The organism is Streptomyces lavendulae subsp. lavendulae (assembly GCF_002803845.1).
Taxonomy (GTDB): Bacteria; Actinomycetota; Actinomycetes; order Streptomycetales; family Streptomycetaceae; genus Streptomyces; species Streptomyces lavendulae.
The window spans coordinates 1,058,368-1,081,402 of the sequence record NZ_CP024985.1 but is presented as its reverse complement, the minus strand read 5'-3'; the positions used below and the strand labels follow the sequence as shown (position 1 = coordinate 1,081,402).

Below are 23,035 nucleotides of genomic sequence, written 5' to 3'. Positions count from 1 at the left end.
GCGATGGCCGGCCGGGAGGTGTGCAGCTGGTGGGCGGGACTCCCGCCCGCCGCCGGCGGCGCGGTCATGGCCGCCGGCATCCTCTCCGTCGGCCTCCAGCTGACCGGCCGCACCGGAGCCTCGCTGGCCGCACTGGCCATCGCCTGCGTGCTGTGGCTCCTGCTCGCCGCCGACTTCGCCATCCGGCTCGCCGCCGACCGCGGCCGCTTCCGGGCCGAGGCCGACACCCCGGCCGCCCTCACCGCCGTCGCCGCCACGACCGTGCTCGGCACCCGCCTCTCCCAGCTCGGACTCCAGGGCCTGGCCACCGGCCTGCTCGTGCTCGCCGCCCTGATCTGGCCCGGCCTCCTGTGCGCCGTCATGCGCCACTGGCACCACCGCATGCCCGGCGCCGCCTTCCTCGTCTGCGTCGCCACCCAGGGACTCGCCGTCCTGGCGGCCACCCTCGCCGCCGCGTACCGCCTCGACTGGCTGGACCGGGCCGCCCTGGCCTGCTTCTGCCTCGGCGCCCTGCTGTACCTCGTCGCCCTGCGCCACTTCGACCTCCGGGAGGTCTTCGGCGGGGCCGGAGACCACTGGGTGGCGGGCGGCGCGCTGTCCATCACCGCCCTGGCCGGCGCCAAACTCACCGCCGCCCCCCTGTGGACCGGTGCCGCGCACACCGCGCTGCGCACCGCCACCCTCGTGTCCCTGGCGGTCTCCCTCGGCTGGTACGCGGTGCTGCTCGCCGCCGAGGTCCGCAGCCCCCGAACGCACTACGACATCCGCCGCTGGTCCACCGTCTTCCCGCTCGGCATGACGGCCACCACCTGCCTCTACGCCGCCGCACCCACCGGCGTGCCCTGGCTGCACCCCCTCGGCGGGGTACTGCTCTGGATCTCGGTGGCGGCCTGGCTGCTCACCTTCGTGGCCTGGGCGGCGCAACCGAGCTGGCGCCGCCCCGGGACGCTCAGTAGGGTCCGGGCATGGCCTACACGTTCCAGGTGACCATCGACTCCACCACGCCGCACGCGCTCGCCGACTGGTGGGCCGAGGCCCTCGGCTGGGAAGTGGAGCCGAGTGACGAGAAGTTCATCCGAGGCATGATCGAAGCCGGCCACGCCACGGAAGAGGACACCACCACCCACCGCGGCACGCTCGTCTGGAAGGCCGGCGCCGCGATCCGCCACCCCGAGGGGCTCGACCGCGCCCCCCGGATGCTCTTCCAGTTCGTACTGGAGCCCAAGACCGTCAAGAACCGCGTCCACCTCGACGTCCGCACCGGCGAGGACGACCCCGAGGCCCTGGTCGAGCGCCTCCTGTCCAAGGGCGCCACCCGCCTCCACGAGGGCCGCCAGGGCCCCTTCGCCTGGACCACCCTCACCGACCCGGAGGGCAACGAACTCTGCGTCTCGCACTAGCGGGACGTAGGCTGCGCCCGTGAACGTCATCCTCCTCGGCGCAACCGGAATGATCGGACGCGGAGTTCTGCGCGAGTGCCTGCGCGACGACTCCGTCACCCGCGTCCTCGCGATCGGCCGCACCCCGCTCGGGGTCAGCCACCCCAAACTCCGCGAACACGTCGTACCCGACCCCTCCGACCTCTCCGGCCTCGCCGCCGAGCTGCCCGGGTACGACGCCTGCTTCTTCTGCCTGGGCGTCTCCTCCGTCGGCATGAAGGAGGAGGCCTACCGCCGCATCACCTACGACCTCACCCTCGCCGTGGCCCGCCCCCTCGCCGCCGCCAACCCCCGTCTCACCTTCGTCTACGTCTCCGGCGAGGGCACGGACAGCACCGAGCGCGGCCGCTCCATGTGGGCCCGGGTGAAGGGCAGGACCGAGAACGACCTGCTCGCCCTGCCCTTCCACGCCTACATGTTCCGCCCCGGCCTGGTCCAGCCCGTCAGCGGCATGCCCTCCAAGACCCCGCTCTACCGCCTGGCGTACGTGCTCACCGCACCGCTGTTCCCGCTCCTGCGCCGGTTCGCGCCGGACAAGGTGACCACCACCGAGGCCATCGGCCGCGCCATGATCGCCGCAGCCACCCCCGCGACCGCGCCCACCGGCCGGATCCTGCGCCCCCGGGACATCAACCACCTGGGCTCGCAACCGTCGTGACCAGTCATAATTGATTACCGGCCCACCCCTCCCGCACGTGAGAATGGACCATCTCGAACCGGGAGGAACCCCATGAGCCAGGACCGCCTGACTCTGCACGACCTGCTGCCCGCCCAGGAACTGGCGGCGGCCATCGACGCCGGGCACGTGACCCGCAAGCCGCACCCCGAACTGCCGCTGTCCATCTACACGTACACGCGCACCGCGCAGTACGAGCAGATATGGAACACGGTCACCACGCGCTGCCGCGGCCTCGTCGCCGACGACGCCACCGGGGCCGTCGTCGCCCTGCCCCTGCCGAAGTTCTTCAACGTCGGCGAGCACGAGCAGGGCCGGCCCTACGCGCCCGCCCTGCCCGACGAGCCGTTCGAGGTGTACGACAAGGTCGACGGCAGCCTCGCCGTGGTCTTCCACTACGCGGACCACTGGCGGGTCGCCTCCAAGGGCTCCTTCATCAGCGCCCAGGCCACCTGGGGACAGCGCCGCCTCGACACCCGGGACACCACGGCCCTCGTGCCCGGCGTGACCTACCTCGCCGAGATCCTCTACCCGCAGAACCGCATCGTCGTCGACTACGGCGACCGGCGGGACCTCGTCCTCCTCGCGGCCTTCGGCCCGGACGGCACCGAGGTGCCGCTCGCCGAGGCGGCCGCGCACTGGCAGGGCATCGGCTCGGTCGTCACCGTCTGGCCCGCCATGCCGCTCGCCGAACTCCTCGCGCTCGCCGAGTCCAACACCCTCCCCGGCGGAGACCCGGCGACCGGGACCGACGCCGAGGGCTTCGTCCTGCGCTTCGCCTCCGGCGTCCGCGCCAAGGCCAAGCTCGGCGAGTACGTACGCCTCCACCGGCTGCTCACCCGCGTCACCGAGCGGGACATCTGGCGCAGCCACGGCGTCCAGCGCTTCGCCGGCCTGCCCGCCAAGCAGCTCGCCCAGGGCCTGAACTGCACCGTCGCGGACATCGAGGAATACGGCGGAAAGCCGCTCGACGAGCTCCTGCAGCAGGTCCCCGACGAGTTCGACGCATGGGTGCGCTCCGTGATCGAGCGCCTGGACGAGGAGGCGGCCCGCCGCGAGCGGGAGATCGACGCGGCCTTCGCCGCCCTGGCCCACCTGGCCGGCGACCGCGGCGCCTTCGCCCGCGCCGTACGGGAGGTCCCCGACCCCTCGGTGCGCCCCGCCCTCTTCCTGAGGCTCGACGGCCGCAGCACGGAACTCGTCTCCTGGCGGGCCGTCCGGCCCGAGACCTCCGACCCCTACACCACCGACGAGGAGAACTGACCGGTGTCCGAAGAACAGCCCGCAACCCCCGTGGTCCACGTCATGACGGGATTGCCGGCCTCGGGCAAGACGACCGCCGCGCGCGCCCTCCAGGCGGAGTCAGGCGGGCGCATGCGCCGCGTCAACCTCGACGACCTGCGCGCCATGCTCGACCTCCCCGACCCCGAGCGCGGCCGCTCGTACAAGCACGAGCAGACCGTCCTGGCCGTCCAGGACGCCGCGGTGATCGCGGCCGTCGAGGACGGGTTCGACGTGGTCGTCGACAACACGCACCTGACGCCCCACATCCCCAAGCGCCTCAAGGCCGCGGTCGCGGGGCGCGCCACCTTCGTCGTGCACGACTTCACCGACGTGTCCGTCGAGGAGTGCGTGGCCAGGGACGCCGCCCGGGAGCGGCAGGTCGGCGAGGAGATCATCCGCATCCTCGCGGACAAGCACCAGCGCTCCCGCAAGGGCGGCTGGCGGCTCACCGCCGAGTGGCTCAACGACCAGCCGCCGGTCGCACCGTACGTGGCCGACCCGGCGCTGCCCGCCGCCGTGATGTGCGACATCGACGGAACGCTCGCGCTGACCGGCGACCGCCACGTCTACGACTTCACGCGCTGCGGCCTCGACCTGCTCAACGAGCCGGTGCGGTACGCGCTGGACGCCTTCAAGCGGGCCGGGAACGACACCGTCGTCCTGCTCTCCGGGCGCAGCGAGGACCACCGCGCGCAGACGCAGGAGTGGCTGGCCCGGCACGAGGTGCCCTACGACGAGCTGTGGATGCGCGCCTCCGGGGACCAGCGCCGCGACGACGTGGTGAAGGCCGAACTCTTCGACGCGCACGTGCGCCACCGCTACGCCGTCCGCGTCTCCCTCGACGATCGCGACCGGGTGGTCGCGGTCTGGCGCCGGATGGGTCTGCCCACCTGGCAGGTCAACTACGGGGACTTCTGAGCGTCGTGGAGCCCCTGCTGATCGTGGACGCCGCCAACGTCGTGGGGTCCGTGCCCGACGGCTGGTGGCGGGACCGGCGCGGGGCCGCGGAGCGGCTCCGCGACCGGCTCGCGCTGCGCGGGGCGGGCGAGGAGATCGTCCTCGTGGTCGAGGGGGCCGCCCGCGGCGTCGCGTCCGTACCCGGAGTACGGGTCGAGGCGGCGCCCGGGAGCGGCGACGACCGGATCGTGGAGCTGGTCGCGGCCGCCGCCGGGCGGCCCTGCCTGGTGGTCACGGCGGACCGGGGACTGCGGGAACGGGTGCGGGCGTACGGCGCCGAGTGCGCGGGGCCCCGTACCGTACGCCCTGCGGAGTGACCGGGAAGGTCAGCGGCACCACTTCACGGGGGTGATGTCCTTGACGTAACGGGCCGAGACCCAGGCCTCCTTGTACTCCACGCGGTCCTTGCGCAGCTGCATGCCGTCGCTGCCCTCGGCGCCCTCGTCCATGCCGTCCTCGGTGCCGTCCTCCATGCCGTCCGCGGGACGGCCGGAGCCGTCCAGGGGCTCCTTGCCGTCCTTGCGCTGGTCCAGCAGGTACCAGATGTTGTTGCCGTCGACCCGCTCGCCGCGCTTCTTGCACTCGATGGCGAGCTTCTCGTGCGGGTGGACCTTGCCGACGACCTTCGCGTGCGTGCTCGGGTGGCTGCGGACCTTGAGCGGTCCGCGCGAGACGACCTTGCCCAGGGCGTGCCTGGGCTTGGGGTAGACGCCGGGCTGGTCGTACTGGGGCTCGTCGTCGGCCGGCTGCACGCGCGCCGGACCGTCGTCCATCGGACCCTGGTCCGCGACGGCCGCACCCGCACCCGCAAGGCCGAGCACCAGGCTTCCGGCGGAGAGGGCGAGGACGATCCTGGTGGGCTTCAGCATGAGCCGACTCCTCTACGAAGACTTCCGCCCGGCCCGCGCGGCGCGGCCGGGGCGGCAACCTGGCGGCTGCCAGGGACGACTATGAAGGCGGTGCGTCACGAGGCTTCCGCGACGCACCGCCCGATAGCCCGATTCGCCCAATTTTCGGCGTGATCCGCGGCCTGCTCACGGTGTTCCCCGGTGTCCGGTGCGTCGCCGTACATCTTGATCACGTCGTTGATGAAGTGCCGTGTCTCGGAAGGGCTGAGCGCCTGTGCCTGGAGATGGTCGTACATGATGTGGTACATGCGCTGGTCGGAGTGTTTCTCCACGTAGAGGTCGCCGGTGAAGCGCTCCAGATAGACGACCCCCGCGTCGGTGCCGGGGAACGTGAGGGTGGAGAACTGTCCCGTGAGGCCCGGGTGGGCTCCCGCGCCGTGCGGGAGGACCTGCACGGTGATGTGCGGCTGTGCGCCGAGGGCGTTGAGGTGCTCCAGCTGTTCGCGCATGACCTCGCGGTTGCCGATGGTGCGGTGCAGCACGGATTCGTCCAGGACCGTCCATAACCGCAGCGGCCGGGCGGGGTGATGGGCGCGGTGCTGGCGCCGCAGCCGCACGTCCAGACGGACCGCGGCCTGATCGGTCGGGGGGCAGGGGACCGTCGCCGCGATGATCGCGGCCGCGTAGGCGCGGGTCTGGAGCAGCCCGGGGACCACCAGCGGCTCGTAGGAGTGGATGGCGGTGGCCTCCGTCTCCAGCCCGATGTACACGCCGTAGGGGACGTCCCCGCAGGCGACCCACCAGCCCTGCCGGGCCGATTCCCGCGCCATGCGCATCAGCGAGTCGACGACCCCTACGTCGGTGACTCCGTAGAGCCGGCACAGATCGCGCACATCACGGGGATTGATGGGGCGGCGGCCGGTCTCGATGAGACTGATCTTGGGCTGGGACACGAGCAGGTGTTTCGCCACCTGCACGGACGTCATTCCTGCCGCCCGGCGGAGCTGGCGCAGTTCGGCGCCGAGGCGGCGCCTTCTGACCGTGGGACTTCCGTTCGCCGTCACCGGCGGGCACCTCCAGCTCAAGGACCTCACGCGGGCCCCGTCGCCCCACGGCCGATAATCGGCAAACGAATTCTGCATAACCGGCCAGGCGTAGAGCGCATCCGCACGGCGACACCACCTGTTCGGACTACAGGGGGAGGTGCGCGTCCGTCTTTTCCGGTAATGCGGTGGCGGGGGGTGGCGGGGGGTGGCGCGAACACGGTGTCGCCGTGGCGTCCGCCCCGCAGCCGTGCTGCGGGGCACGTGCCGCGGCGGGATGTCAGGAGGTGCTGGAAGAGATCCACCGGCGGATGGCCGCGTGGGTGACGTCGTCGACCGAGGAGAGCACTTCGATGGCACGGAGGTCGGCGGCGCGCGGCCGGATGCCCGCCTCGTTCAGGCAGGCGTACAGTTCGCGGCGCCGCCGCTCCTCGGGACCCGGGCCGCCCGCAGGGCGCCCGGAGCCGGGTAACGGGTCAGGGGCATGGGATTGCCCCGAGTCCGGCAACCCCCGCATGCCCGGGAACCGGTAGGGGTCGAGCCTCCTCCGGGATACCCACGGGATGTGGGAAAAGGGGTGCCACGCGTTCATGCGAGAACCTCCGCGAGTCTGTCACTTGTGTCGATGAAGCGGCGGCGTGCCTCCGCGGGCACGGCGTGGCTCGGGAGGCCGACCGGACGTACGGGGATCAGCCGGGGTTCACCCCTGCTGGTCCCGCAGGGCACGGGCCCCGGCCGCGATGACCTCGGCGAGCCGGTTGGCCAGCTCCGTGCTGCACCCCCCGAGCCGGACGAGGCCGCGGCAGCCCACCGGTCCGTCGTTGCTGAGCGAGGGAAGGACCAGGCCGGCGAGTGCCAGTGCGGCCTTGAGGTTGCTGACGGCCGCCTCACCTGCCTCGTACGCGGCATCCTGCTTCCGCTGGTAGCGGAGTCGCTCGGCGCGGGTGAGATCGTGGATCACGATGCTGTCCTTTCTCGATGGACGGGGGCGAACGGGGTCGCGGCCACCGCGCGCGGCAGACCCGTTGGACTGAGCCCGTGCGCAGCCCGTGACCTATCGGACGAGGTCTTCGTTGCTGAGATGGCAGTGATCATGATCGTGGGGATCCGGGGAAGGACCGATGGCCGAGACGCTGGCGACGCCCGGCCGCCGTGCGCCGCGCCTTAGCGGCGCCGCGCTCGGGCGGGCCTCGCCGCGGACTGCCTCACGATTCGTAGCGGAACCGGTAGCCGGGGGCGGAACGGCCGCCGGCCTTGTGGTCCGCCACCGGGTAGTCGGGAAGCGGAGCGCCCGGGCCGCTCGGCGTGGCCGGGGGCCGCAGCGGGGCGGTCGCCCGGGTGCGCTGCCGGTGACGCGCGGCGGGGTGGCGGGGCGGCCGGGTGAGGGTGATCTGGCGGACGAGCTGCTGGAAGCAGGCCAGTGCCGCGATGGGGGGAAGGGTGGCCGCCGCCTGGGCCGCGAACGTCCGGGGTGCCTGGGCCACGCACAGGAGGGTGGCGAGCGTGGAGAACAAGAGGACGATGGACCAGGAGTGGATGGCACGGCGCTGGTGTAGGGCGGCCCGGAGGATGGACAGCGAGGCGACCATCCAGGGTCCGCAGATCAGCAGGGGCCACCAGATGACGATGTCGTGGGCGGTGCGCGGTCCGGCGGTCTGACGCAGGGCGTCCGAGATGGCCAGACCGCTGAAGACGCTCACCACGGCGGCGATGACCGCGACCAGCAGGGCGGAGAACAGGCTGCCTGTCCGGAACAGGGTCAGTATCGGCGTCCTCGGCGTCCTCGGTGCCTTCGTCGCGACCCGGCGGTGCCCGTGGTGCGGGGTCTGCCCGTGGTGCGGGGTCTCGGGGCGCGGCCCGCCGTAGACGGCCTGGGTCAGTCCGGTGGCGAGGCCGGCGGCGGCGACCGTGTCACCGGCTTCGTCGGGCCCGATCGGGCCGAGCGGCTCCGCAGGCCTCGTTCCCCTGGCTTCCTGGAGGAGGTAGGCCAGCTCCTCCGCCGGATCCCACGTGTAGTTCACCTCGTCCAGCCCGTTGAGCGGCTGCCTGAGGGCCGCCTGCTGTTCCGTGTCCGGCCCGGGGCGGAACAGGGGGACTTCCGGCAGGCCGTGGTAACCGCTGCCGTCGTGATGGCCGTACTCATACAAGGGAGTTCCGCCCGGAGCGCTCGCAGGCGGACGGCTCGACCACTGCCGCCTCTTGGAACCGTCGGGTGAAGTCGTTCTCGATCGTCCTCATGGCATCCAGGAAGTCCTCGAAGATCGCGGACGTGTAGTGGAGGCCGACTTCCTGATCCTCGTGGTGCAACGTCGCGCTCTCGTGGAACGCCCAGCCCGCCGAGACCGCGGTGTAGGTCCATTTCCCCACCCTCGTGCCGTCGGCGTGGACGCCGTGTCCATCGCCTTCCGGCACCCGCGGAAAAATTGCCGAGTGGTTTGCTTTTGTCATAGTCCACCCAACGCTCCGGGCGCCGGGGAGGATGTGCTCCAAGTAGGTGAGGGTGGCGGGGCGGGCCGGGATTGACCGCTGTCTTTTATCGGTTCTACACATGCGCGGAGCGCGTCGGGCCGGACGTCCATACCCCGTGCGAGCTGCGGTTCTTCCGGTCGGCGGCAGACGGGGCCGCACGGCCGGGCGCGGCCGGGGACGCGCGGCCCGCCGTCGGTGCGCCTGCCGCCGGGCGGGTCGAGGACGCGCACTCGGCAGCTGCCGCGGCGCTCGCTTTCCCCTGCGCGCCCCCACGCGCACGGAACCCGCGCGGCGAGCCGCGCGGCCCGTGCGCGCATGACTGCAATCGGCTGACAGGGCGCAACTCGTCATATGCCGCTGCGTTATGTCGTCGTGTCACCGGGAGCCACCGGTGGCGGGCACCCCCATCTCCGTCATGGAAAGGAACAGCTGTGACAGACGCCCTCCTGTGGATCGGGCTGATCTGCGCTGCGCTGGGTACGGCCATCACCGCCTGGACTTCGTCAGGAGTGGGCCGTATGCACTACATGGACAGCCGAGAGCTGCGGCGCGCGCAATGTTTCAAGGACGTCCTGTCCCGGCACGTGGACGAGATGCACCCCCGGCACGGCAGCCTGATGGACGTCGTACCGGCGACGGAACACGGGATCTGCCGGGGATCCTGCGACGGCACGGGGCCGAGGGGCGTCTCGTGCGGCCCCCCTTCGGTTCCGCAGCAGCCGCAGGAGCGGGACATCGCCGGCTCGCTGTGATCCGGCCGACGGCGCGGGCCGCGGCGAACACGCCGACGGCGCGCACCGCGTGACCCGGCCCCGCGCGGCGCGCCGCGGATGCGGGTGGCCGGGGGCGGGGCCAGAGTGGGGCGCATGGGTATCGAAGACTACGGCGGCGGGCCCGGCGCCCAGCAGACCGGTGTACTGGTCGTGACCACCAACGACGTTCCCGGCTACCGGGTCGAGCAGGTCATCGGTGAGGTGTTCGGGCTGACCGTCCGCTCGCGGCACCTGGGCAGCCAGATCGGCGCGGGCCTGAAGTCCATGATCGGCGGTGAGCTCAAGGGCCTCACCAAGACCCTCGTGCAGACCCGCAACCAGGCCATGGAACGGCTCATCGAGCAGGCCAAGGCGCGCGGTGCGAACGCGGTGTTGATGATGCGCTTCGACGTGACGGACGCCGCCGACGTCGGGACCGAGGTGTGCGCCTACGGCACGGCCGTGGTCCTGGTGCCGGCCTCGGCCTGATCCGCTCGCCGAACCGGCCGCCGGCCACCGCGCCCCCTGGGTACGGTGGCACCCCGGGCCGGGGAGCGGACGAGGAGGGGTCATGGACCGACGCGAGTCAGCGGCAGAGGTGTTCGACGCGCTGGGGGAGCGCTACGAGGAGCTTTTCGGTGAGGTGCCCGGACAGATCGAGGCCCTCGACTGGCTCGCGGCCCGTCTGCCCCGCGGGGCGCGGGTGCTGGACGTGGGCAGCGGCACCGGCCGGCCCACCGCCGACCGGCTCGTGCGGGCCGGCTGCGAGGTCACCGGGATCGACGTCTCGGCGGCCATGGTGGAGGCGGCCCGCGGCCGGGTCCCCGGAGCCCGTTTCGAGCAGGCCGACGTGCGCACGTACGTCCCGCCCGGCCCGCACGGGTACGACGCCGTGTGCTCCTTCTTCCCGCTGCTGGTCATGGACCAGCCCGAGGTCGCCGCGGCCCTGGAGCGGATGGCGTCCTGGGTCGCCCCCGGCGGCTACTTCGTGATGGCCACGGTGCCAGGCGACATCCGCGGCCTCGACATCGAGTGGATGGGCCACCGGGTCACCGTCAGCAGCCTCTCCACGCCACAGCACCTGGAGCGGCTCGCCGGTGCGGGCCTGGAGGTGCTGCGCCACCACACCGCGTCCTTCCGGCCCGCCGATCCCCTCGCGGGCCCCGAGGAACACCTCTTCTGCTACGCCCGCAGGCCCGCCTGAGCGACCGCCCGGCGGGCCCGTCCGGGGGCGCGGGCCCTCCCGTCGGGCCCGCGCGGGACGGGCGGCGGATCAGATGCGGATCAGGCGCGGTCAGGCGCGGGTCAGGCGCGGGCGTCCCCGCCGCGCAGCCCGAGGGCCAGCCCGGCGATCACCACCGCCAGGCCCAGCCACACCGCCGGGCCCGGTGCCGAGCCGCCGCCGAGCATCCCCGCGCCCGCCGCCGCGAGCGGGGCGACCCCCGTCAGCAGTCCGGCCCGGCCGGAGCCCACGGCCGCCACCGTCCGGTACCAGAGCAGGAAGGCCACCGCGGTCACCAGCACCGCCAGGTACCCGACCGCCGCCCACTGCCCGGCCGTGAGCGAACCCAGCCCGGCCACGAACGCCGCCGGACCGGACGCCAGCCCGGACGCGGTCCCGGAGACGGGCCGCTGCGTGAACACCGCGAGTCCCGCCAGCATCACCGCCCCCAGCCACACCGCGTGCACGGACACCCCCCACGCGCCGTGACGCCCCAGCACCGGCACCGCCAGCAGCGTGAAGCCCGCCTCGCAGGCCAGCGCCAGCGCGGCCCATCCCACCCCGGCGGCGTCGGTGCGCCCGGTCCCCTCGACCAGCACCGCGCCCGCCACCACGACCGGCGCCGCCAGCAGCACCCGGCGGCTGGGCCGGCCTCCCTCCAGCAACGGGCCGACGAGCCCGAGCAGGATCGGTACCGACGCCACGGCGACCGCGATCACGGCGGGCTCGGCGTGCGCGACACCCCGAACGACGGCCACGTTGAACAGCACGAGCCCCGTCCCCGCGATCCCGGCCAGCCAAAGCCACTCCCGCCCCCGGGGCCGCAGCAACGGCACCCCCGCGACCCGCGCGAGGGCGATCAGGATCAGCGCGGCGGCCGCGTAACGGACCGCCTGCGAGGCGAACAGCGGGGCCCCGACCAGGGACCGGGAGACGGTGACGCTGCTGCCGACCAGGGCCATCCCGATGACGCCGGGGGCCAGGTCGCGCGGCGAGACGGAGGGCATCGGTGCCACGGACGGTGCGGTGGAGGTCGCGGAGGTGCTCATGCCCTCCAGCCTGAGGGCACAATGGTCCGGTGAGCAGGTCCAAAGAAGGCTCCGATCAGGGGTCCAAAAGCGGCTCCGACTTCCTCCAGCTCGACATCGGACAGGCCCCGCCCGGCGGCCGCACCGCCTGGCTCGCCGACCGGCTGCGCGCCGCCATCGCGGACGGCACCCTGCCCGTCGGCAGCCGGCTGCCCGCCGGCCGGGTCCTCGCCGCCGAACTCCGCGTCTCCCGGGGCCTGGTGACCGAGGCCTACCAGCGCCTCGCCGAGACCGGCCAGGTGGCCGGCCGCGGCCGCGGCGGCACCGTGGTCGTCGCCGCCCCGCCCCCCGAGGCTGCCGCCCCGCCCGCCGCGCCCCCGGCCGCCGCATCCCGCGGCGGGCTCGTGGACGCGCTGCGCGCCGTGCCCTGCCGGATCGACCTCTCGCCCGGCGTGCCCGACCTCGCCTCCTTCCCGCGCACCGCCTGGCTCCAGGCCGAGCGCCGGGTCCTCGCCGGCCTCACCCCCGCCGACTTCGGCTACGGCGACCCCCAGGGCGCGCCCGCCCTGCGCGCGGCGGTCGCAGGCTGGCTGGCCCGCAACCGGGGGATCCGCGCGGACCCCGCCGAGGTCGTCGTGGTCGCCGGGGTCGCACAGGCCCTCTGGCTGCTCGCACAGGTGCTGCCCGCACACGGCGTGCGCCGGGTCGCGGTGGAGGACCCCGGCTCGCTCGGAGCGCGCCGGCAGCTGGAGTTCGCCGGGCTGGACACCGTAGGCGTACCCGTGGACGGGGGCGGGCTGGACGTGTCCGCGCTGCGGGCCGCCGGGGCGCGGGCCGTGCTGCTGACCCCGGCGCACCAGTTCCCGACCGGCGTCGTCCTCGACGGCGAGCGCCGCCGCGAGCTGCTCGACTGGGCCGCCGACGGGGGACTGGTCATCGAGGACGACTACGACGCCGAACACCGCTACGACCGCGCCCCCGTACCCGCCCTGCGGGCCCTGCTGCCCGAGGCCGTCTGCTACGCCGGAAGCGTGTCCAAACTGCTCGCCCCCGCCCTGCGGCTGGGCTGGCTGCTCGTCCCGCCGCGCCTGCGGGAGGAGGTCGTCGACGCCAAACGCCACGCCGACCTCGGCAACCCCGTCCTCGCCCAGCTCGTCCTCGCCCGCCTGATGGACTCCGGCGAACTCGAACGCCACCTGCGCCACCTGCGCCGCCGTCACCGCGGCCGCCGGGACGCGATGCTGCGCGCCGTCGCCCGCCTGCTGCCCGGCGCCCGCGTCCACGGGGCGGCCGCCGGACTGCACCTGATGGTCACCTTCGACGGCGCGTCCTTCGACGACTCCGTCCTGGCCTCGGCCGCCCTCACCCTCGGCGTCAAGGCCCACCCGCTGTCCTGGCACCGGCAGCGCCCGGGCCCGCCCGGCCTGGTCCTGGGCTACGCCGCCGGTCCGGCGGGCGAGATCGAGGAGGGCGTGGCCCTGCTGGGCCGGGCCCTGCACGGACTGACCGGCACCGGCCGCCGGGATCCACGGGGTTGACACCGTCCGCACCCGGTGCGTGTAATGAGCAACGGTGTCGCGTGACGCCGGCCAAAGAGCAGTGGGCCGGCCGGCGGTCGGGCGGAACACCCTTCACCACCGGGACCCGCCATGAGTGCACACTCCGCGCCCCGCAGTTGACGTAGAGCGGCAGCCGCGTTCCGGCTCCCCCGTCAGCTCCGCCGCACCACCGCACGTACGGACGTCCGTACGCCCTCCTCCGCACCCCCCGAACCGGCAACTCCCGCGCCCCGAAGGCGCGTCGGAGGCCGGACGGCGCGGTGTGCCCCACCCCACGCACCCGGAAGACACCACCGTGCCCACATCCTTCAACCAGTCCGTCATCGACGAGTTCCGCGCCCACGACGGCCGCGTGGGCGGCCCCTTCGAAGGCGCCGACCTGCTCCTGCTGACCACCACCGGCGCCCGCTCGGGCACCCCGCACACGACGCCGCTCGGCTACGTCCGACACGAGGGGGCGCTGATCGTCATCGCCTCCGACCTCGGCTCCCCGCACCACCCGGACTGGTACCACAACCTGCTCGCCCACCCCCAGGTGCGCGTGGAACTCGGCGCCGACACCTTCGAGGCGCTCGCCGTACCCGCCGAAGGGGCCCGGCGCGAGGCCCTCTTCGCCCACGTGGTGAAGGCCGAGCCGGGCTACGGGGACCACCAGGCCCGCACCGCCCGCACCCTGCCCGTCGTCGTCCTCGGACCGGCCGAACCCGACGGGTGGCGGTCACCCGGCGAGGTCCGCACCCTCGCCGGGAAACTCCTGGAGGTGCACACCTGGCTGCGGGCCCAGTTGCGCCACGTCAGCGCCGAGACCGAAGCCCACCTCGCGGCCCGCGCCGCGCACACCGGGCCCGGCGAGCCGCCCGCTCCCGGGCTCGGACTCCAGATCCGCCAGCGCTGTCTGGCCTTCTGCCAGAGCCTGGAGTTCCACCACACCAGCGAGGACGCGCACCTCTTCCCCGGGATCGCCGCCCACCACCCCCACCTGGCGGACACCTTCGAGCGGCTGCGGGAGGAACACCGCACGGTGGCGCGGATCCAGAGCGAACTGGTGGACCTGCTGGGCCGGGTGGCGATCGCCGAGCCGGAACGGCTGCGGGCCGGGCTCCGGCGGATGACCGAGGAGCTGACGGCCCACCTCGACCACGAGGAGCGGACGCTGCTGCCGCTGCTGGAAGAGGTTCCGTGGCCGCCCGCCGGCCCCGCGGGACCCCCCGCGGGCCGGGGCTGAGCGGGGTGCGCGGCAGCGGGGAAAAGTTTTTCGGGAACGGCGGCAACCGATCGGGGACTCGCACGTCGTGGAGGGGTGAAGGGCGAAGATCCGAGCCCTCGACCCGACCGTGGAGAACCAGAGTGAAGAACCTGAAGCGCGTTCCCCTGTCCGCCCGCCGGGCCGCCGTCGTCGCGGCCGCCGGGGCGGTCGTCGCCCTCGGCGGCCCGGCCTTCGCCTCGGAGGGGGCCTCTTCCGGCGCGGCGGCACCCAGCGTCACCACGAGCGCGGCGCCGAGCCCCGTCCCGAGCACGCCGGGCGGCAAGCCGACCGCCGTTCCGAGCCGGCCCGCGAGCGGTCAGCCGTCCGCCGTCCCGAGCCAGCCCGGCAGCGGTCAGCCCAGTGTCTCCCCGAGCCACCCGGCCGGCGCGAAGCCGACCCCCGTGCCGTCGTCGCCCGCGGGCGAGGGCTCGGGCTCCGCCGAGCCCTCCGCCGCACCCGGTGGATCCGAGCTCGCGCATACTGGCTCCTCCGGGACCACCGTCGCACTGGCCGCCGGAGCCGCCGGGCTCGTCGCCGTCGGGGCCGGAGCCCTGTACACCGTGCGGCGGCGCACCAGCAGCTGAGGACACCCGTGCTCGACCTCGCACCATCCATCAGCCCCCTCACGCCCGGGTTCGCCCGGGCGTGGCGGGGCTTGTGGTGGTGGCTCTCACGCCGCGAGCGGTCCGCGCCGCCGGCGGCCGGGCCCGACGCCCGCCCGAACGCGTCCCGGTACGCGTACACCTACGGCCACGCCCACCCCCTCGGCCCGGACGCCACCGGGGACGCGCCCCCGCGCCCGCCGAACGTCTCCGAGCTCTACCACGCGCACCGGCTCGCCATGGTCCGCCTGGCGGTGCTCCTCGTCGACGACCTGGGCACCGCCGAGGACGTCGTGCAGGACGCCTTCACCGCCCTGTACCGCCGCTACGGTGAGGAGATCACGGAGGTGGACAACGCCCTGGGATACCTGCGCACCGCCGTCGTGAACACCTCGCGCTCGGTGCTGCGCCGCCGCCGCACCGCCAGGGCCTGGATCCCGCCGGTGACCGCCGACGTACCCTCCGCCGAGGCCTCCGTCGTCCTGGGGGAGGCCCACCGCGAGGTGCTGGCCGCGTTGCGCGGGCTGACCCCGCGCCGCCGCCAGGTCCTGGTGCTCCGCTACTGGGCCGACCTCAGCGAGGCGGAGATCGCCGAGACCCTCGGCATCAGCCGCGGCGCGGTGAAGTCCAACGCGAGCCGCGCGCTGGACGCACTCGAACGGATTCTGGAGGGACGGGTATGACTCGCGTCACGGGCACCACGCCAGAGGGCGAACGCCCCGTGGAGCGGCTGCTGCGCGAGGCCCTGACGGCCCGGGCCCAGGAGGTCACGGTCGTCACGCTGCGCCCCGCCGACCCGCCGGGACCGCACCTGCGCCGGCTGTCCCTGCGCACCCCCTGGGTGCGGCGCTCCGCGTGGACCCTCGCGGGCCTGTCCGGCCTGGCCGCGGCGGCCCTCGCCGGGTTCCTGGTCCTGGGGCCCGACCCGGTCCGGCCCCGGCCGGTGCCGCCCGCCTCGCCGCCCGAGTTCAGCTCGCCGGCGCCCTCGGGCTCCCCGCGGCCGAGCGCGCCCCCCTCGGCCTCCGTGTCGCCGCCGCCGTCGCCCGCGCCGTCCCGGACGCCGACCTCCGGACCCCCGTCCGGCGCGACCCTCTCGCGGGCACCCCGCACGCCCCCGCCGACCGCGCCCGCGGGCGGACAGCCGAGCACGGGCGCGGGCTCCGGCGCGGGCGCCGCCACACCGTCGCCACCCCACCCGGCGGGCGCCCCTACGTCCTACCCGAGCGCGGCCGGCAACTAGCCGTACGGGTTGAGCGCCCGGAAGCGGACGGTGTCGCTGCGGCGGTCGAACCACAGGCGGGTGGAGCGGCCGCCGTCGGCGCGGTCCAATTCGGGCGAGCGGACCCACTGGGGATCCTTCGGCCCCGCGCCCCTGAGCGGCTTCTCGAACCACGAGGAGAAGTCGTCGACGGGCTCCCCGGGGACGAAGGCGTGGGCCGCCGTCAGCCCGGAGAGCCTCCCCGGTGCCAGCCGGGCGAAGCCCGAGATCGCCAGCTCCGGCGACGGCAGGCTCCGGTCGTCGTCCCGGCTGCTCACCCACCGGGCGTCGGTGAGCGGACCCAGCAGCGGGAACGCCTGCTCCAGCGGCGCGGCGTCGGTGCGCCAGTCCTCCTCGGTCCCGCCCGCCGCCCGGCGCAGGACCCAGCCGACGGGCAGCACGGCCAGTCCGGCCCCGACCCCTGCCGCGATCACCTTCCGCCGCTCCAACGCGACCCCCCTCATGTGGTCCAGATGTCCAGCAGCCGGTTCGCCGCACGGAAACCGTCGGGTGAAGGGCTACGGGACGGCCTGGCTCCGGGTGTTCTCGACCGCCGCCACCAGGGGGGCGAGTTCCGGCCTGAGTGCGGCCTCGTCGAGGGCCTCGCGCAGGGCCGTGTCGTTCGTGGGGCGGGCCTCGGCCAGGAGGGCCAGGCCCGCCTCGCTCACGTCGGTGTAGATGCCGCGGCGGTCGGTGTCGCAGATGTAGCGGTTCAGCAGTCCTCGGTCCTCCAGCCTGCTGACCAGCCGGGTGGTCGCGCTCTGGCTGAGCACCACCGACTCCGCGACCTGGTGCATCCGCAGGTGGCCCCCCGGGCCGCTGTGCTGCCGGCTGAGCACGTCCAGCAGCGAGTACTCGCGCACGCTCAGTCCGTGCCCCGTCTGGAGCGCCCGCTCGATGTGCGCCTCGATCCGGCCGTGCAGGAGGGAGAGGGCGCACCAGCCCTGGGCGAGGCCCGTGAGTGCGCTGTCCGTGGCCGTCATGGGCTCCTCCGTCGATGTCCCGTCGATGGTGCGCTCGCGCCGCGCGGTGCTGCCGTCGGCGCTGTTCCGCATACCGCCAGGATAGGCCACCCCCGCAATAGCCCGCGCTTGCAAATATCCCGCGTCTGCAATTAATGTGGACGAAGGCAAACGGCGAACGCAACATCATGCGGCCCGTCCGCCCCCTCGCACCCCCACCCCTGAAGGGCACCTCCTCATGCCTCTCGCGCTCCTCGCCCTCGCCATCGGGGCCTTCGGGATCGGCACCACCGAGTTCGTGATCATGGGCCTGCTCCCCGAGGTCGCCGCCGGCTACGGCGTCTCCATCCCGACCGCCGGCTTCCTGGTCACCGGCTACGCCCTCGGCGTCGTCCTCGGTGCCCCGCTGATGACCGTCCTCGGTACCCGCGTACCCCGCAAGCGCATGCTGATGCTGCTCATGGGCCTCTTCGTCGCGGGCAACGTGCTCTCCGCGCTCGCCCCCGCCTTCGGCGTCATGCTCGCCGGACGCGTGGTCGCCTCCCTCGCCCACGGCGCCTTCTTCGGCATCGGCGCGGTCGTCGCCGCCGGACTCGTCGCCCCGGACAAGAAGGCCGGCGCGATCGCGATGATGTTCACCGGCCTGACCGTGGCCAACGTCGTCGGAGTCCCGCTCGGGACCCTCGTCGGGCAGACCCTCGGCTGGCGCGTCACCTTCCTGATCGTCGCCGCGCTCGGCGTGATCGGCCTGCTCGGCATCGCCCGGCTGATTCCCGACCTCCCCCGCCCCGAAGGGGTCCGGATCCGCCATGAGCTGGCCGCCTTCCGCAACGTCCAGGTGCTGCTCGCGATGGGCATGACCGTCCTCGGCTTCGGCGGGGTGTTCGCCGCCATCACCTACATCACCCCGATGATGACCAACATCGCCGGTTTCGCCGACACCTCCGTCACCTGGCTGCTCGTCCTCCTCGGCCTGGGCATGGTCGCGGGGAACCTGGTCGGCGGCCGGTTCGCCGACCGGGCCCTGATGCCGATGCTGTACACGTCCCTGGGCGCCCTGGCCGTCGTACTGGCCCTGTTCACCCTCACCGCCCACACCAGGGGCGGCGCCGCCGTCACCCTCTTCCTCATCGGCGCCCTCGGCTTCGCCACCGTGCCCCCGCTGCAGAAGCGGGTCCTCGACCAGGCCGCCGGGGCCCCCACCCTGGCCTCCGCCGTCAACATCGGAGCCTTCAACCTCGGCAACGCCCTCGCCGCCTGGCTCGGCGGCCTCGTGATCGCCGCCGGCCTCGGCTGGACAGCCCCGAACTGGGTCGGCGCGGCCCTCGCCGCCTCCGCCCTCCTGCTCGCCCTCGTCTCCGGAGCGCTGGAGCGCCGTACGGCACGAGGCGCGAGCACGGGCGCGAACGCGGGGCGGACCGTGGCCGCCGCCGCGCCCGCCACACCCGTCCCCGCCCACCACTGATCCCCCACCCGAGGAGCACCGCCATGTCCCGCACCGCCACCGCCCCCCGTACCGCCGTCGCCCCGCTGACCACCCTGGACGCCGAACTGCTCGTCGCCACGGCCACGGCCGCCGCCGAGGCCGCCGGGGTCACGGTCAGCGTCACCGTCCTGGACGCGGGCGGCCACCCGCTGGCCTTCCGCCGCGACGACCGGGCCGTCCTGATCTCCGGCGAGACCAGCACCCGCAAGGCGTTCACCGCCCTCCAGCTGAACGCCCCCACCGCCGACCTCGTCGACGCGGTCCTGCCCGGCGGCCCCTTCCACACCCTGCCCACCGCCCTCGACCGGCCGCTGCTCTTCATCGCCGGCGGACTGCCCGTCCACCGCGACGGCCGCCTCGTCGGGGCCATCGGCGTCGGCGGCGGGGCCCCCGAGCAGGACCACGGCTTCGCCGCGGAGGCCCTCGACGCCCTGGGCTGAGCCCCGGCCCGGCCCCCGGGTCGCGCCCCCGTGTCCCCCGTGCCAGGTTGGTACGGGGGACACGGCGGCAGGACGGGTGTGACATGGGCCAGCGCACGAGGCGGCTCCGGCGGGGCCGGGCCCTGACCACGGCGACGGCCGCCGTGCTGGTCGCCCTCGCCGTGCCCGCGTGCTCCGCCGGAGCCGAGCCGTCCGGGTCCGGCCCCCGGAGCTCCGGCACCACCGGATCCGCGCCCTCCCCGGCGTCGAGCGCCGCCGAACCCCCCTCGCCCCCGCCGTCCGCGTACCCGCTCTCCACCGCCCCGCGCACCGTCCCGGCCGTCCGCGAACACCATGCCGCCCGGGGCCCCGGCTGGAAGCCCGCCCCGGCGGCGCGGGTCGTCGTGGCCCCCGCGGACCGCGCGGCCCTGTCCGACGAGGCGAAACTGCTCGCCGGCGAGCTGAAACTCGGCTACGCGGAGTCGGCCGAGCCGGGGCCCGGCGACGTCCAGCTCGCCCTCGCCCCCAAGGGCTCCGGCCCGCCCGAGTCGTACGCCCTCACCGTCCAGGGCGGCCGGGTGCGGATCACCGCCCCCGACGAGGCGGGCGTCTTCTACGGGACCCGCACCCTCAAACAGGAGATACGCGGAGCCGGCTCGGCCCCGGAGGGCACGGTCGAGGACGCCCCCGCCAAACCCCAGCGCGGCCTCAACCTCGACATCGCGCGCAAGAACTTCACCCCCGCCTGGATAGAGAACCGGCTGCGCGAGATGGCCGACCTCAAACTCAACCAGCTGGGCCTGCACTTCTCCGACGACCAGGCCTTCCGGATCCAGTCCGACACCCACCCGGAGATCGTTTCCACCCCGCACCTCACCAAGGCCGACGTACGCGGGATCAACGCCCTCGCCGCACGCCTGCACATCGCGGTCGTCCCCGAGATCGACTCACCCGGCCACCTCGGCGCGGTGCTGCGCGCCCACCCCGAACTCCAGCTGCACGACGTGAACGGCCGGGCCGTCAAGGGCGCGGTGGACATAGCCAACCCCGCCTCCGCCCGCCTCGTGGACGAACTGCTGCGCGAGTACCTGCCGTTGTTCCCCGCCGGTGCCTGGCACCTGGGCGCCGACGAGTACCAGGCCCTGGTCGTCCGCGACCCGCAGGCCTCCTTCCCGAAGCTCGCGGCCGCCGCCCGCGCCCGCTACGGACCCACCGCGCGGGTCCAGGACCTGGCGACGGGCTGGCTCAACGACCGGGCCGCCGTGGTCCGCCCGTCGGGCAAGACCCTCAAGGCCTGGAACGACGGGTTCTTCCGGGGCGGCGTCGCCACCGCGGCCCCGGACCTCCAGGTCGAGTACTGGACCGGCAAGGAGATCGGCGCCCGGCCCCCGCTGGAGTACCTGAGCGCGGGCCGCAAGGTCGTCAACCTCAACGACGAGTACCTGTACTACGTGCTGGGCCAGCCCAACCAGTTCACGTACCCCACCGGCCGGCGGATCTACGAGGAGTGGACCCCGCGGGTGCTGCGCGGCACCACCGCCGTCCCGGCCCGCTACGACGCGCAGATCCTCGGCGGGCGGCTCGCCGTCTGGGCCGACCTGGCCGGTGCGCAGACCCAGGACCAGGTGGCCGCGGGCATCCGGCTCCCGCTGGCGGCCCTGTCCCAGAAGCTCTGGGACGCCCGCCCGCCGCAGGCACCCTGGGCCGACTTCAGGGCCCTCGCCGACCGCGTCGGGGGGTGAAGGCCGCTGATCGGCGGGGGAGTTGTCCGGATCCACACGCAAGCGCACGCCGGGGCGACGGTCGTTCCCGGAGCGCGGGAGGGCGGGAACGGCCCCGCGCCGGTGTCCGGTCCCGGTCCGGGTGACACCGGGGGATCGCGTCGTGGCAGCGTGCGGGCCTGCGGGGCCGGAGGTGGTGGCGATGGGACGCCCGTAAACCTCTGTGACGCGTGGGGGGGAGAGGGGTGCGGGAGCGGCCCGCTGCGGCGTATCGGACCCATGTTCGACCGGGCTTGAATGTGGTCGGCCGTCAGGGCAAACGCACCTGAGACGGAGATCGCCGGATCGAGGTAATGCCCTCGGCCTCATGACGATCACCGGTTCCGCCGCCGTTACTGTTCCAACGGATTCGGGCGGACTCCCCGGATGTCCGTCCCCCTTGCTCCTGTTCCTCTTTCTTCCTCTTTTCACCGGTTGACCACCCCGTCCGTGTGCGACGACGGTCACCGCCCCCGCGAAGGAGAGCTCGCCCGATGACCGTTGACGCCAGCACGGAGCCGCAGTCCGCTCCGCCCCGGCAGTCCAGCCTGGGTACGGCGGCCGCCCGCAACCTTGCCACCACCACCAAGTCCGCCCCGCAGATGCAGGAGATCACCTCCCGCTGGCTGCTGCGGACGCTCCCCTGGGTCGAAACCAAGGGCGGCACCTACCGGGTGAACCGCCGCCTCAGCTACACCGTGGGTGACGGGCGCATCGAGTTCGTGCAGGACGGCGCCACCGTCCGCGTGATCCCGCGGGAACTCGGCGAACTCGCGCTGCTGCGGGGCTTCGACGACGTCGAGGTGCTCGGCGCGCTCGCCGCCCGCTGCGTCCAGCGCGACTTCGGACCCGGTGAGGTCCTCGTCCAGCGCGGCACCCCGGCCGACCGGATCCACCTGATCGCCCACGGCCGGATCGCCCAGACCTCGGTCGGCAAGTACGGCGACGAGGTCGCCGTCGCCGTCCTCGCCGACGGCGACCGGTTCGGCGAGAACGCCCTGCTGGACGCCGACGCCGAGTGGGACTACAGCGCCACCGCCGAGACCGCGGGCACCCTGCTCAGCCTTTCCCGTGCCGACTTCGCCTCCGTCCTGTCCAACGCGCCGCAACTCCAGGCGCACGTACAGCAGTTCAGCAGCCTGCCGAGGCAGCGGCAGAACAAGCACGGCGAGGCCGAGATCGCCATGTCCGCCGGCCACACCGGCGAGCCCGAGCTGCCCGGCACCTTCGTCGACTACGAGCTCAACCCGCGCGAGTACGAACTCTCCATCGCGCAGACGGTCCTGCGGGTCCACACCCGCGTGGTCGACCTCTACAACGGCCCGCACAACCAGACCGAGGAACAGCTCAGGCTCACCATCGAGGCGCTGCGCGAGCGCCAGGAGCACGAGCTGATCAACAACCGGGAATTCGGTCTGCTGCACAACGCCTCCTTCAAGCAGCGGATCCAGACCCACTCCGGCCCGCCCACCCCGGACGACCTCGATGAACTGCTCTGCCGCCGGCGCGGCACCAAGCTGTTCTTCGCACACCCGCGGACCATCGCGGCCATCGGGCGCGAACTCAACGCCCGCGGGCTCTACCCGGACCACGTCGACCTCGGCGGTCAGCAGGTACCGGCCTGGCGCGGTGTCCCGATCCTGCCGTGCAACAAGATCCCGATCAGCAAGGACAACACCAGCTCGATCCTCGCCATGCGCACCGGCGAGGACAACCAGGGCGTCGTCGGTCTGCGCCAGACCGGGCTGCCGGAGGAGTACGAACCGGGCCTGTCGGTGCGGTTCATGGGGATCGACGAGCAGGCCATCATCTCCTACCTGGTGACCACGTACTACTCCGCCGCCATCCTCGTTCCCGACGCGCTCGGCGTGCTGGAGAACGTGCAGATCGCGCGGAGCCGCGACTAGGGAGTGTCCCGGCGGTCAGGGCCGGGACCGGGCCGGCCGGCCCTGATCCGCCGGACACCCCCGCGGGGGTGTCCGGCGTGCGCGCTCCTCAGGGCCCGTCCGGTCCGTCCGTCCCGCA

The 23,035-nt window shown here is 73.8% G+C and carries 26 protein-coding genes; 18 read left to right on the top strand and 8 right to left on the bottom strand.

Annotated features, from left to right (window positions below; genetic code table 11):
• Window positions 1-3 precede the first annotated feature (3 nt).
• From SLAV_RS04880 to SLAV_RS04855, 6 genes are all read left to right on the top strand, one after another.
• Window positions 4-987, top strand: a complete 984-nt coding sequence (locus SLAV_RS04880; RefSeq protein ID WP_051840814.1) for a tellurite resistance/C4-dicarboxylate transporter family protein — start codon at window positions 4-6, stop codon at window positions 985-987.
• Window positions 966-1,400 (top strand): VOC family protein, encoded by a 435-nt coding sequence (locus SLAV_RS04875; RefSeq protein WP_030229688.1) that lies wholly within the window; start codon window positions 966-968, stop codon window positions 1,398-1,400. Before SLAV_RS04880 ends, SLAV_RS04875 begins: the two co-directional genes overlap by 22 nt.
• Window positions 1,401-1,419: 19 nt before the next feature.
• Entirely contained in the window at window positions 1,420-2,097 is a 678-nt protein-coding gene (locus tag SLAV_RS04870) for a Rossmann-fold NAD(P)-binding domain-containing protein (protein WP_030229689.1), read from the top strand.
• 72 nt (window positions 2,098-2,169) lie between these two features.
• Complete coding sequence (locus tag SLAV_RS04865) at window positions 2,170-3,378, top strand: RNA ligase (RefSeq protein ID WP_030229690.1); 1,209 nt, start codon at window positions 2,170-2,172, stop codon at window positions 3,376-3,378.
• A 3-nt stretch (window positions 3,379-3,381) separates the two neighbouring features.
• Window positions 3,382-4,317, top strand: coding sequence for a phosphatase domain-containing protein (locus SLAV_RS04860; RefSeq protein WP_234333564.1), 936 nt, complete (start codon window positions 3,382-3,384; stop codon window positions 4,315-4,317).
• Between the two features lie 5 nt (window positions 4,318-4,322).
• On the top strand, window positions 4,323-4,673 hold the full coding sequence (locus tag SLAV_RS04855; RefSeq protein WP_388097324.1) for an NYN domain-containing protein: 351 nt from the start codon (window positions 4,323-4,325) through the stop codon (window positions 4,671-4,673).
• A 9-nt stretch (window positions 4,674-4,682) separates the two neighbouring features.
• Here the strand turns inward: SLAV_RS04855 and SLAV_RS04850 are convergent, their stop codons facing one another.
• From SLAV_RS04850 to SLAV_RS04825, 5 genes are all read right to left on the bottom strand, one after another.
• Window positions 4,683-5,225: a hypothetical protein gene (locus SLAV_RS04850; RefSeq protein ID WP_030229694.1), complete on the bottom strand. Its 543-nt coding sequence runs from the start codon at window positions 5,223-5,225 to the stop codon at window positions 4,683-4,685.
• Between the two features lie 95 nt (window positions 5,226-5,320).
• Window positions 5,321-6,268 carry a helix-turn-helix domain-containing protein gene (locus SLAV_RS04845; RefSeq protein ID WP_100660783.1) on the bottom strand — a complete coding sequence of 316 codons (948 nt, stop codon included), beginning with the start codon at window positions 6,266-6,268 and terminating at the stop codon, window positions 5,321-5,323.
• Window positions 6,269-6,947: 679 nt separating this feature from the next.
• Complete coding sequence (locus SLAV_RS04835; RefSeq protein ID WP_030229697.1) at window positions 6,948-7,208, bottom strand: hypothetical protein; 261 nt, start codon at window positions 7,206-7,208, stop codon at window positions 6,948-6,950.
• Window positions 7,209-7,452: 244 nt separating this feature from the next.
• A complete protein-coding gene (locus SLAV_RS04830; RefSeq protein ID WP_030229698.1) occupies window positions 7,453-8,394 on the bottom strand; it encodes a DUF2637 domain-containing protein in 942 nt (313 codons plus the stop codon).
• Complete coding sequence (locus SLAV_RS04825; RefSeq protein WP_158740637.1) at window positions 8,387-8,737, bottom strand: hypothetical protein; 351 nt, start codon at window positions 8,735-8,737, stop codon at window positions 8,387-8,389. Before SLAV_RS04825 ends, SLAV_RS04830 begins: the two co-directional genes overlap by 8 nt.
• Window positions 8,738-9,147: 410 nt before the next feature.
• Here SLAV_RS04825 and SLAV_RS04820 point away from each other — a divergent pair, with 410 nt between their 5' ends.
• From SLAV_RS04820 to SLAV_RS04810, 3 genes are all read left to right on the top strand, one after another.
• The gene (locus SLAV_RS04820; protein ID WP_030229700.1) at window positions 9,148-9,468 is read left to right on the top strand and encodes a hypothetical protein; all 321 of its coding nucleotides are present in this window, start codon (window positions 9,148-9,150) and stop codon (window positions 9,466-9,468) included.
• 114 nt (window positions 9,469-9,582) lie between these two features.
• Window positions 9,583-9,957 (top strand): YbjQ family protein, encoded by a 375-nt coding sequence (locus tag SLAV_RS04815; RefSeq protein ID WP_030229701.1) that lies wholly within the window; start codon window positions 9,583-9,585, stop codon window positions 9,955-9,957.
• A gap of 82 nt (window positions 9,958-10,039) precedes the next feature.
• Entirely contained in the window at window positions 10,040-10,672 is a 633-nt protein-coding gene (locus SLAV_RS04810) for a class I SAM-dependent methyltransferase (RefSeq protein WP_030229702.1), read from the top strand.
• Between the two features lie 101 nt (window positions 10,673-10,773).
• Here SLAV_RS04810 and SLAV_RS04805 read toward each other — a convergent pair whose 3' ends face one another.
• The gene (locus SLAV_RS04805; protein WP_051840819.1) at window positions 10,774-11,739 is read right to left on the bottom strand and encodes a DMT family transporter; all 966 of its coding nucleotides are present in this window, start codon (window positions 11,737-11,739) and stop codon (window positions 10,774-10,776) included.
• A 29-nt stretch (window positions 11,740-11,768) separates the two neighbouring features.
• On the opposite strand from SLAV_RS04805, the gene pdxR reads away from it, so the two are divergent.
• The 5 genes from pdxR to SLAV_RS04780 all read left to right on the top strand — a co-directional run bounded on the left by pdxR (window position 11,769) and on the right by SLAV_RS04780 (window position 16,365).
• Window positions 11,769-13,256, top strand: a complete 1,488-nt coding sequence (gene pdxR / locus SLAV_RS04800; protein WP_030229704.1) for a MocR-like pyridoxine biosynthesis transcription factor PdxR — start codon at window positions 11,769-11,771, stop codon at window positions 13,254-13,256.
• Between the two features lie 316 nt (window positions 13,257-13,572).
• The gene (locus SLAV_RS04795; RefSeq protein ID WP_030229705.1) at window positions 13,573-14,502 is read left to right on the top strand and encodes a nitroreductase/quinone reductase family protein; all 930 of its coding nucleotides are present in this window, start codon (window positions 13,573-13,575) and stop codon (window positions 14,500-14,502) included.
• Window positions 14,503-14,624: 122 nt separating this feature from the next.
• A complete protein-coding gene (locus tag SLAV_RS04790) occupies window positions 14,625-15,107 on the top strand; it encodes an LAETG motif-containing sortase-dependent surface protein (protein WP_051840821.1) in 483 nt (160 codons plus the stop codon).
• 8 nt (window positions 15,108-15,115) lie between these two features.
• Window positions 15,116-15,808, top strand: a complete 693-nt coding sequence (locus SLAV_RS04785; protein WP_051840823.1) for an RNA polymerase sigma factor — start codon at window positions 15,116-15,118, stop codon at window positions 15,806-15,808.
• Window positions 15,805-16,365, top strand: a complete 561-nt coding sequence (locus SLAV_RS04780; protein ID WP_051840825.1) for a hypothetical protein — start codon at window positions 15,805-15,807, stop codon at window positions 16,363-16,365. Before SLAV_RS04785 ends, SLAV_RS04780 begins: the two co-directional genes overlap by 4 nt.
• Here SLAV_RS04780 and SLAV_RS04775 read toward each other — a convergent pair.
• Entirely contained in the window at window positions 16,362-16,817 is a 456-nt protein-coding gene (locus tag SLAV_RS04775; RefSeq protein WP_234333565.1) for a hypothetical protein, read from the bottom strand. The two genes, SLAV_RS04780 and SLAV_RS04775, sit on opposite strands and share 4 nt — an antisense overlap.
• 84 nt (window positions 16,818-16,901) lie before the next feature.
• Window positions 16,902-17,366, bottom strand: coding sequence for a MarR family winged helix-turn-helix transcriptional regulator (locus SLAV_RS04770; RefSeq protein ID WP_030229710.1), 465 nt, complete (start codon window positions 17,364-17,366; stop codon window positions 16,902-16,904).
• A gap of 217 nt (window positions 17,367-17,583) precedes the next feature.
• On the opposite strand from SLAV_RS04770, the gene SLAV_RS04765 reads away from it, so the two are divergent.
• The 4 genes from SLAV_RS04765 (at window position 17,584) to SLAV_RS04750 (ending at window position 22,917) form a co-directional block, all read left to right on the top strand.
• On the top strand, window positions 17,584-18,810 hold the full coding sequence (locus SLAV_RS04765) for an MFS transporter (RefSeq protein ID WP_030229711.1): 1,227 nt from the start codon (window positions 17,584-17,586) through the stop codon (window positions 18,808-18,810).
• Window positions 18,811-18,833: 23 nt separating this feature from the next.
• Window positions 18,834-19,271 carry a GlcG/HbpS family heme-binding protein gene (locus SLAV_RS04760; protein WP_030229712.1) on the top strand — a complete coding sequence of 146 codons (438 nt, stop codon included), beginning with the start codon at window positions 18,834-18,836 and terminating at the stop codon, window positions 19,269-19,271.
• 83 nt (window positions 19,272-19,354) lie between these two features.
• Window positions 19,355-20,992 carry a beta-N-acetylhexosaminidase gene (locus SLAV_RS04755; protein ID WP_030229713.1) on the top strand — a complete coding sequence of 546 codons (1,638 nt, stop codon included), beginning with the start codon at window positions 19,355-19,357 and terminating at the stop codon, window positions 20,990-20,992.
• A 512-nt stretch (window positions 20,993-21,504) separates the two neighbouring features.
• Window positions 21,505-22,917: a family 2B encapsulin nanocompartment shell protein gene (locus tag SLAV_RS04750; RefSeq protein ID WP_030229714.1), complete on the top strand. Its 1,413-nt coding sequence runs from the start codon at window positions 21,505-21,507 to the stop codon at window positions 22,915-22,917.
• Window positions 22,918-23,035 lie beyond the last annotated feature (118 nt).

What these genes read in the sequence shown, in the direction of transcription:
- SLAV_RS04880 (WP_051840814.1), top strand. Translation starts at nt 4, where the DNA reads ATGGCCGGCCGGGAGGTGTGCAGCTGGTGGGCGGGACTCCCGCCCGCC.
- SLAV_RS04875 (WP_030229688.1), top strand. Translation starts at nt 966, where the DNA reads ATGGCCTACACGTTCCAGGTGACCATCGACTCCACCACGCCGCACGCG.
- SLAV_RS04865 (WP_030229690.1), top strand. Translation starts at nt 2,170, where the DNA reads ATGAGCCAGGACCGCCTGACTCTGCACGACCTGCTGCCCGCCCAGGAA.
- SLAV_RS04850 (WP_030229694.1), bottom strand. Translation starts at nt 5,225, where the DNA reads ATGCTGAAGCCCACCAGGATCGTCCTCGCCCTCTCCGCCGGAAGCCTG.
- SLAV_RS04815 (WP_030229701.1), top strand. Translation starts at nt 9,583, where the DNA reads ATGGGTATCGAAGACTACGGCGGCGGGCCCGGCGCCCAGCAGACCGGT.
- SLAV_RS04810 (WP_030229702.1), top strand. Translation starts at nt 10,040, where the DNA reads ATGGACCGACGCGAGTCAGCGGCAGAGGTGTTCGACGCGCTGGGGGAG.
- SLAV_RS04805 (WP_051840819.1), bottom strand. Translation starts at nt 11,739, where the DNA reads ATGAGCACCTCCGCGACCTCCACCGCACCGTCCGTGGCACCGATGCCC.
- SLAV_RS04780 (WP_051840825.1), top strand. Translation starts at nt 15,805, where the DNA reads ATGACTCGCGTCACGGGCACCACGCCAGAGGGCGAACGCCCCGTGGAG.
- SLAV_RS04770 (WP_030229710.1), bottom strand. Translation starts at nt 17,366, where the DNA reads ATGACGGCCACGGACAGCGCACTCACGGGCCTCGCCCAGGGCTGGTGC.
- SLAV_RS04765 (WP_030229711.1), top strand. Translation starts at nt 17,584, where the DNA reads ATGCCTCTCGCGCTCCTCGCCCTCGCCATCGGGGCCTTCGGGATCGGC.
- SLAV_RS04760 (WP_030229712.1), top strand. Translation starts at nt 18,834, where the DNA reads ATGTCCCGCACCGCCACCGCCCCCCGTACCGCCGTCGCCCCGCTGACC.
- SLAV_RS04755 (WP_030229713.1), top strand. Translation starts at nt 19,355, where the DNA reads ATGGGCCAGCGCACGAGGCGGCTCCGGCGGGGCCGGGCCCTGACCACG.
- SLAV_RS04750 (WP_030229714.1), top strand. Translation starts at nt 21,505, where the DNA reads ATGACCGTTGACGCCAGCACGGAGCCGCAGTCCGCTCCGCCCCGGCAG.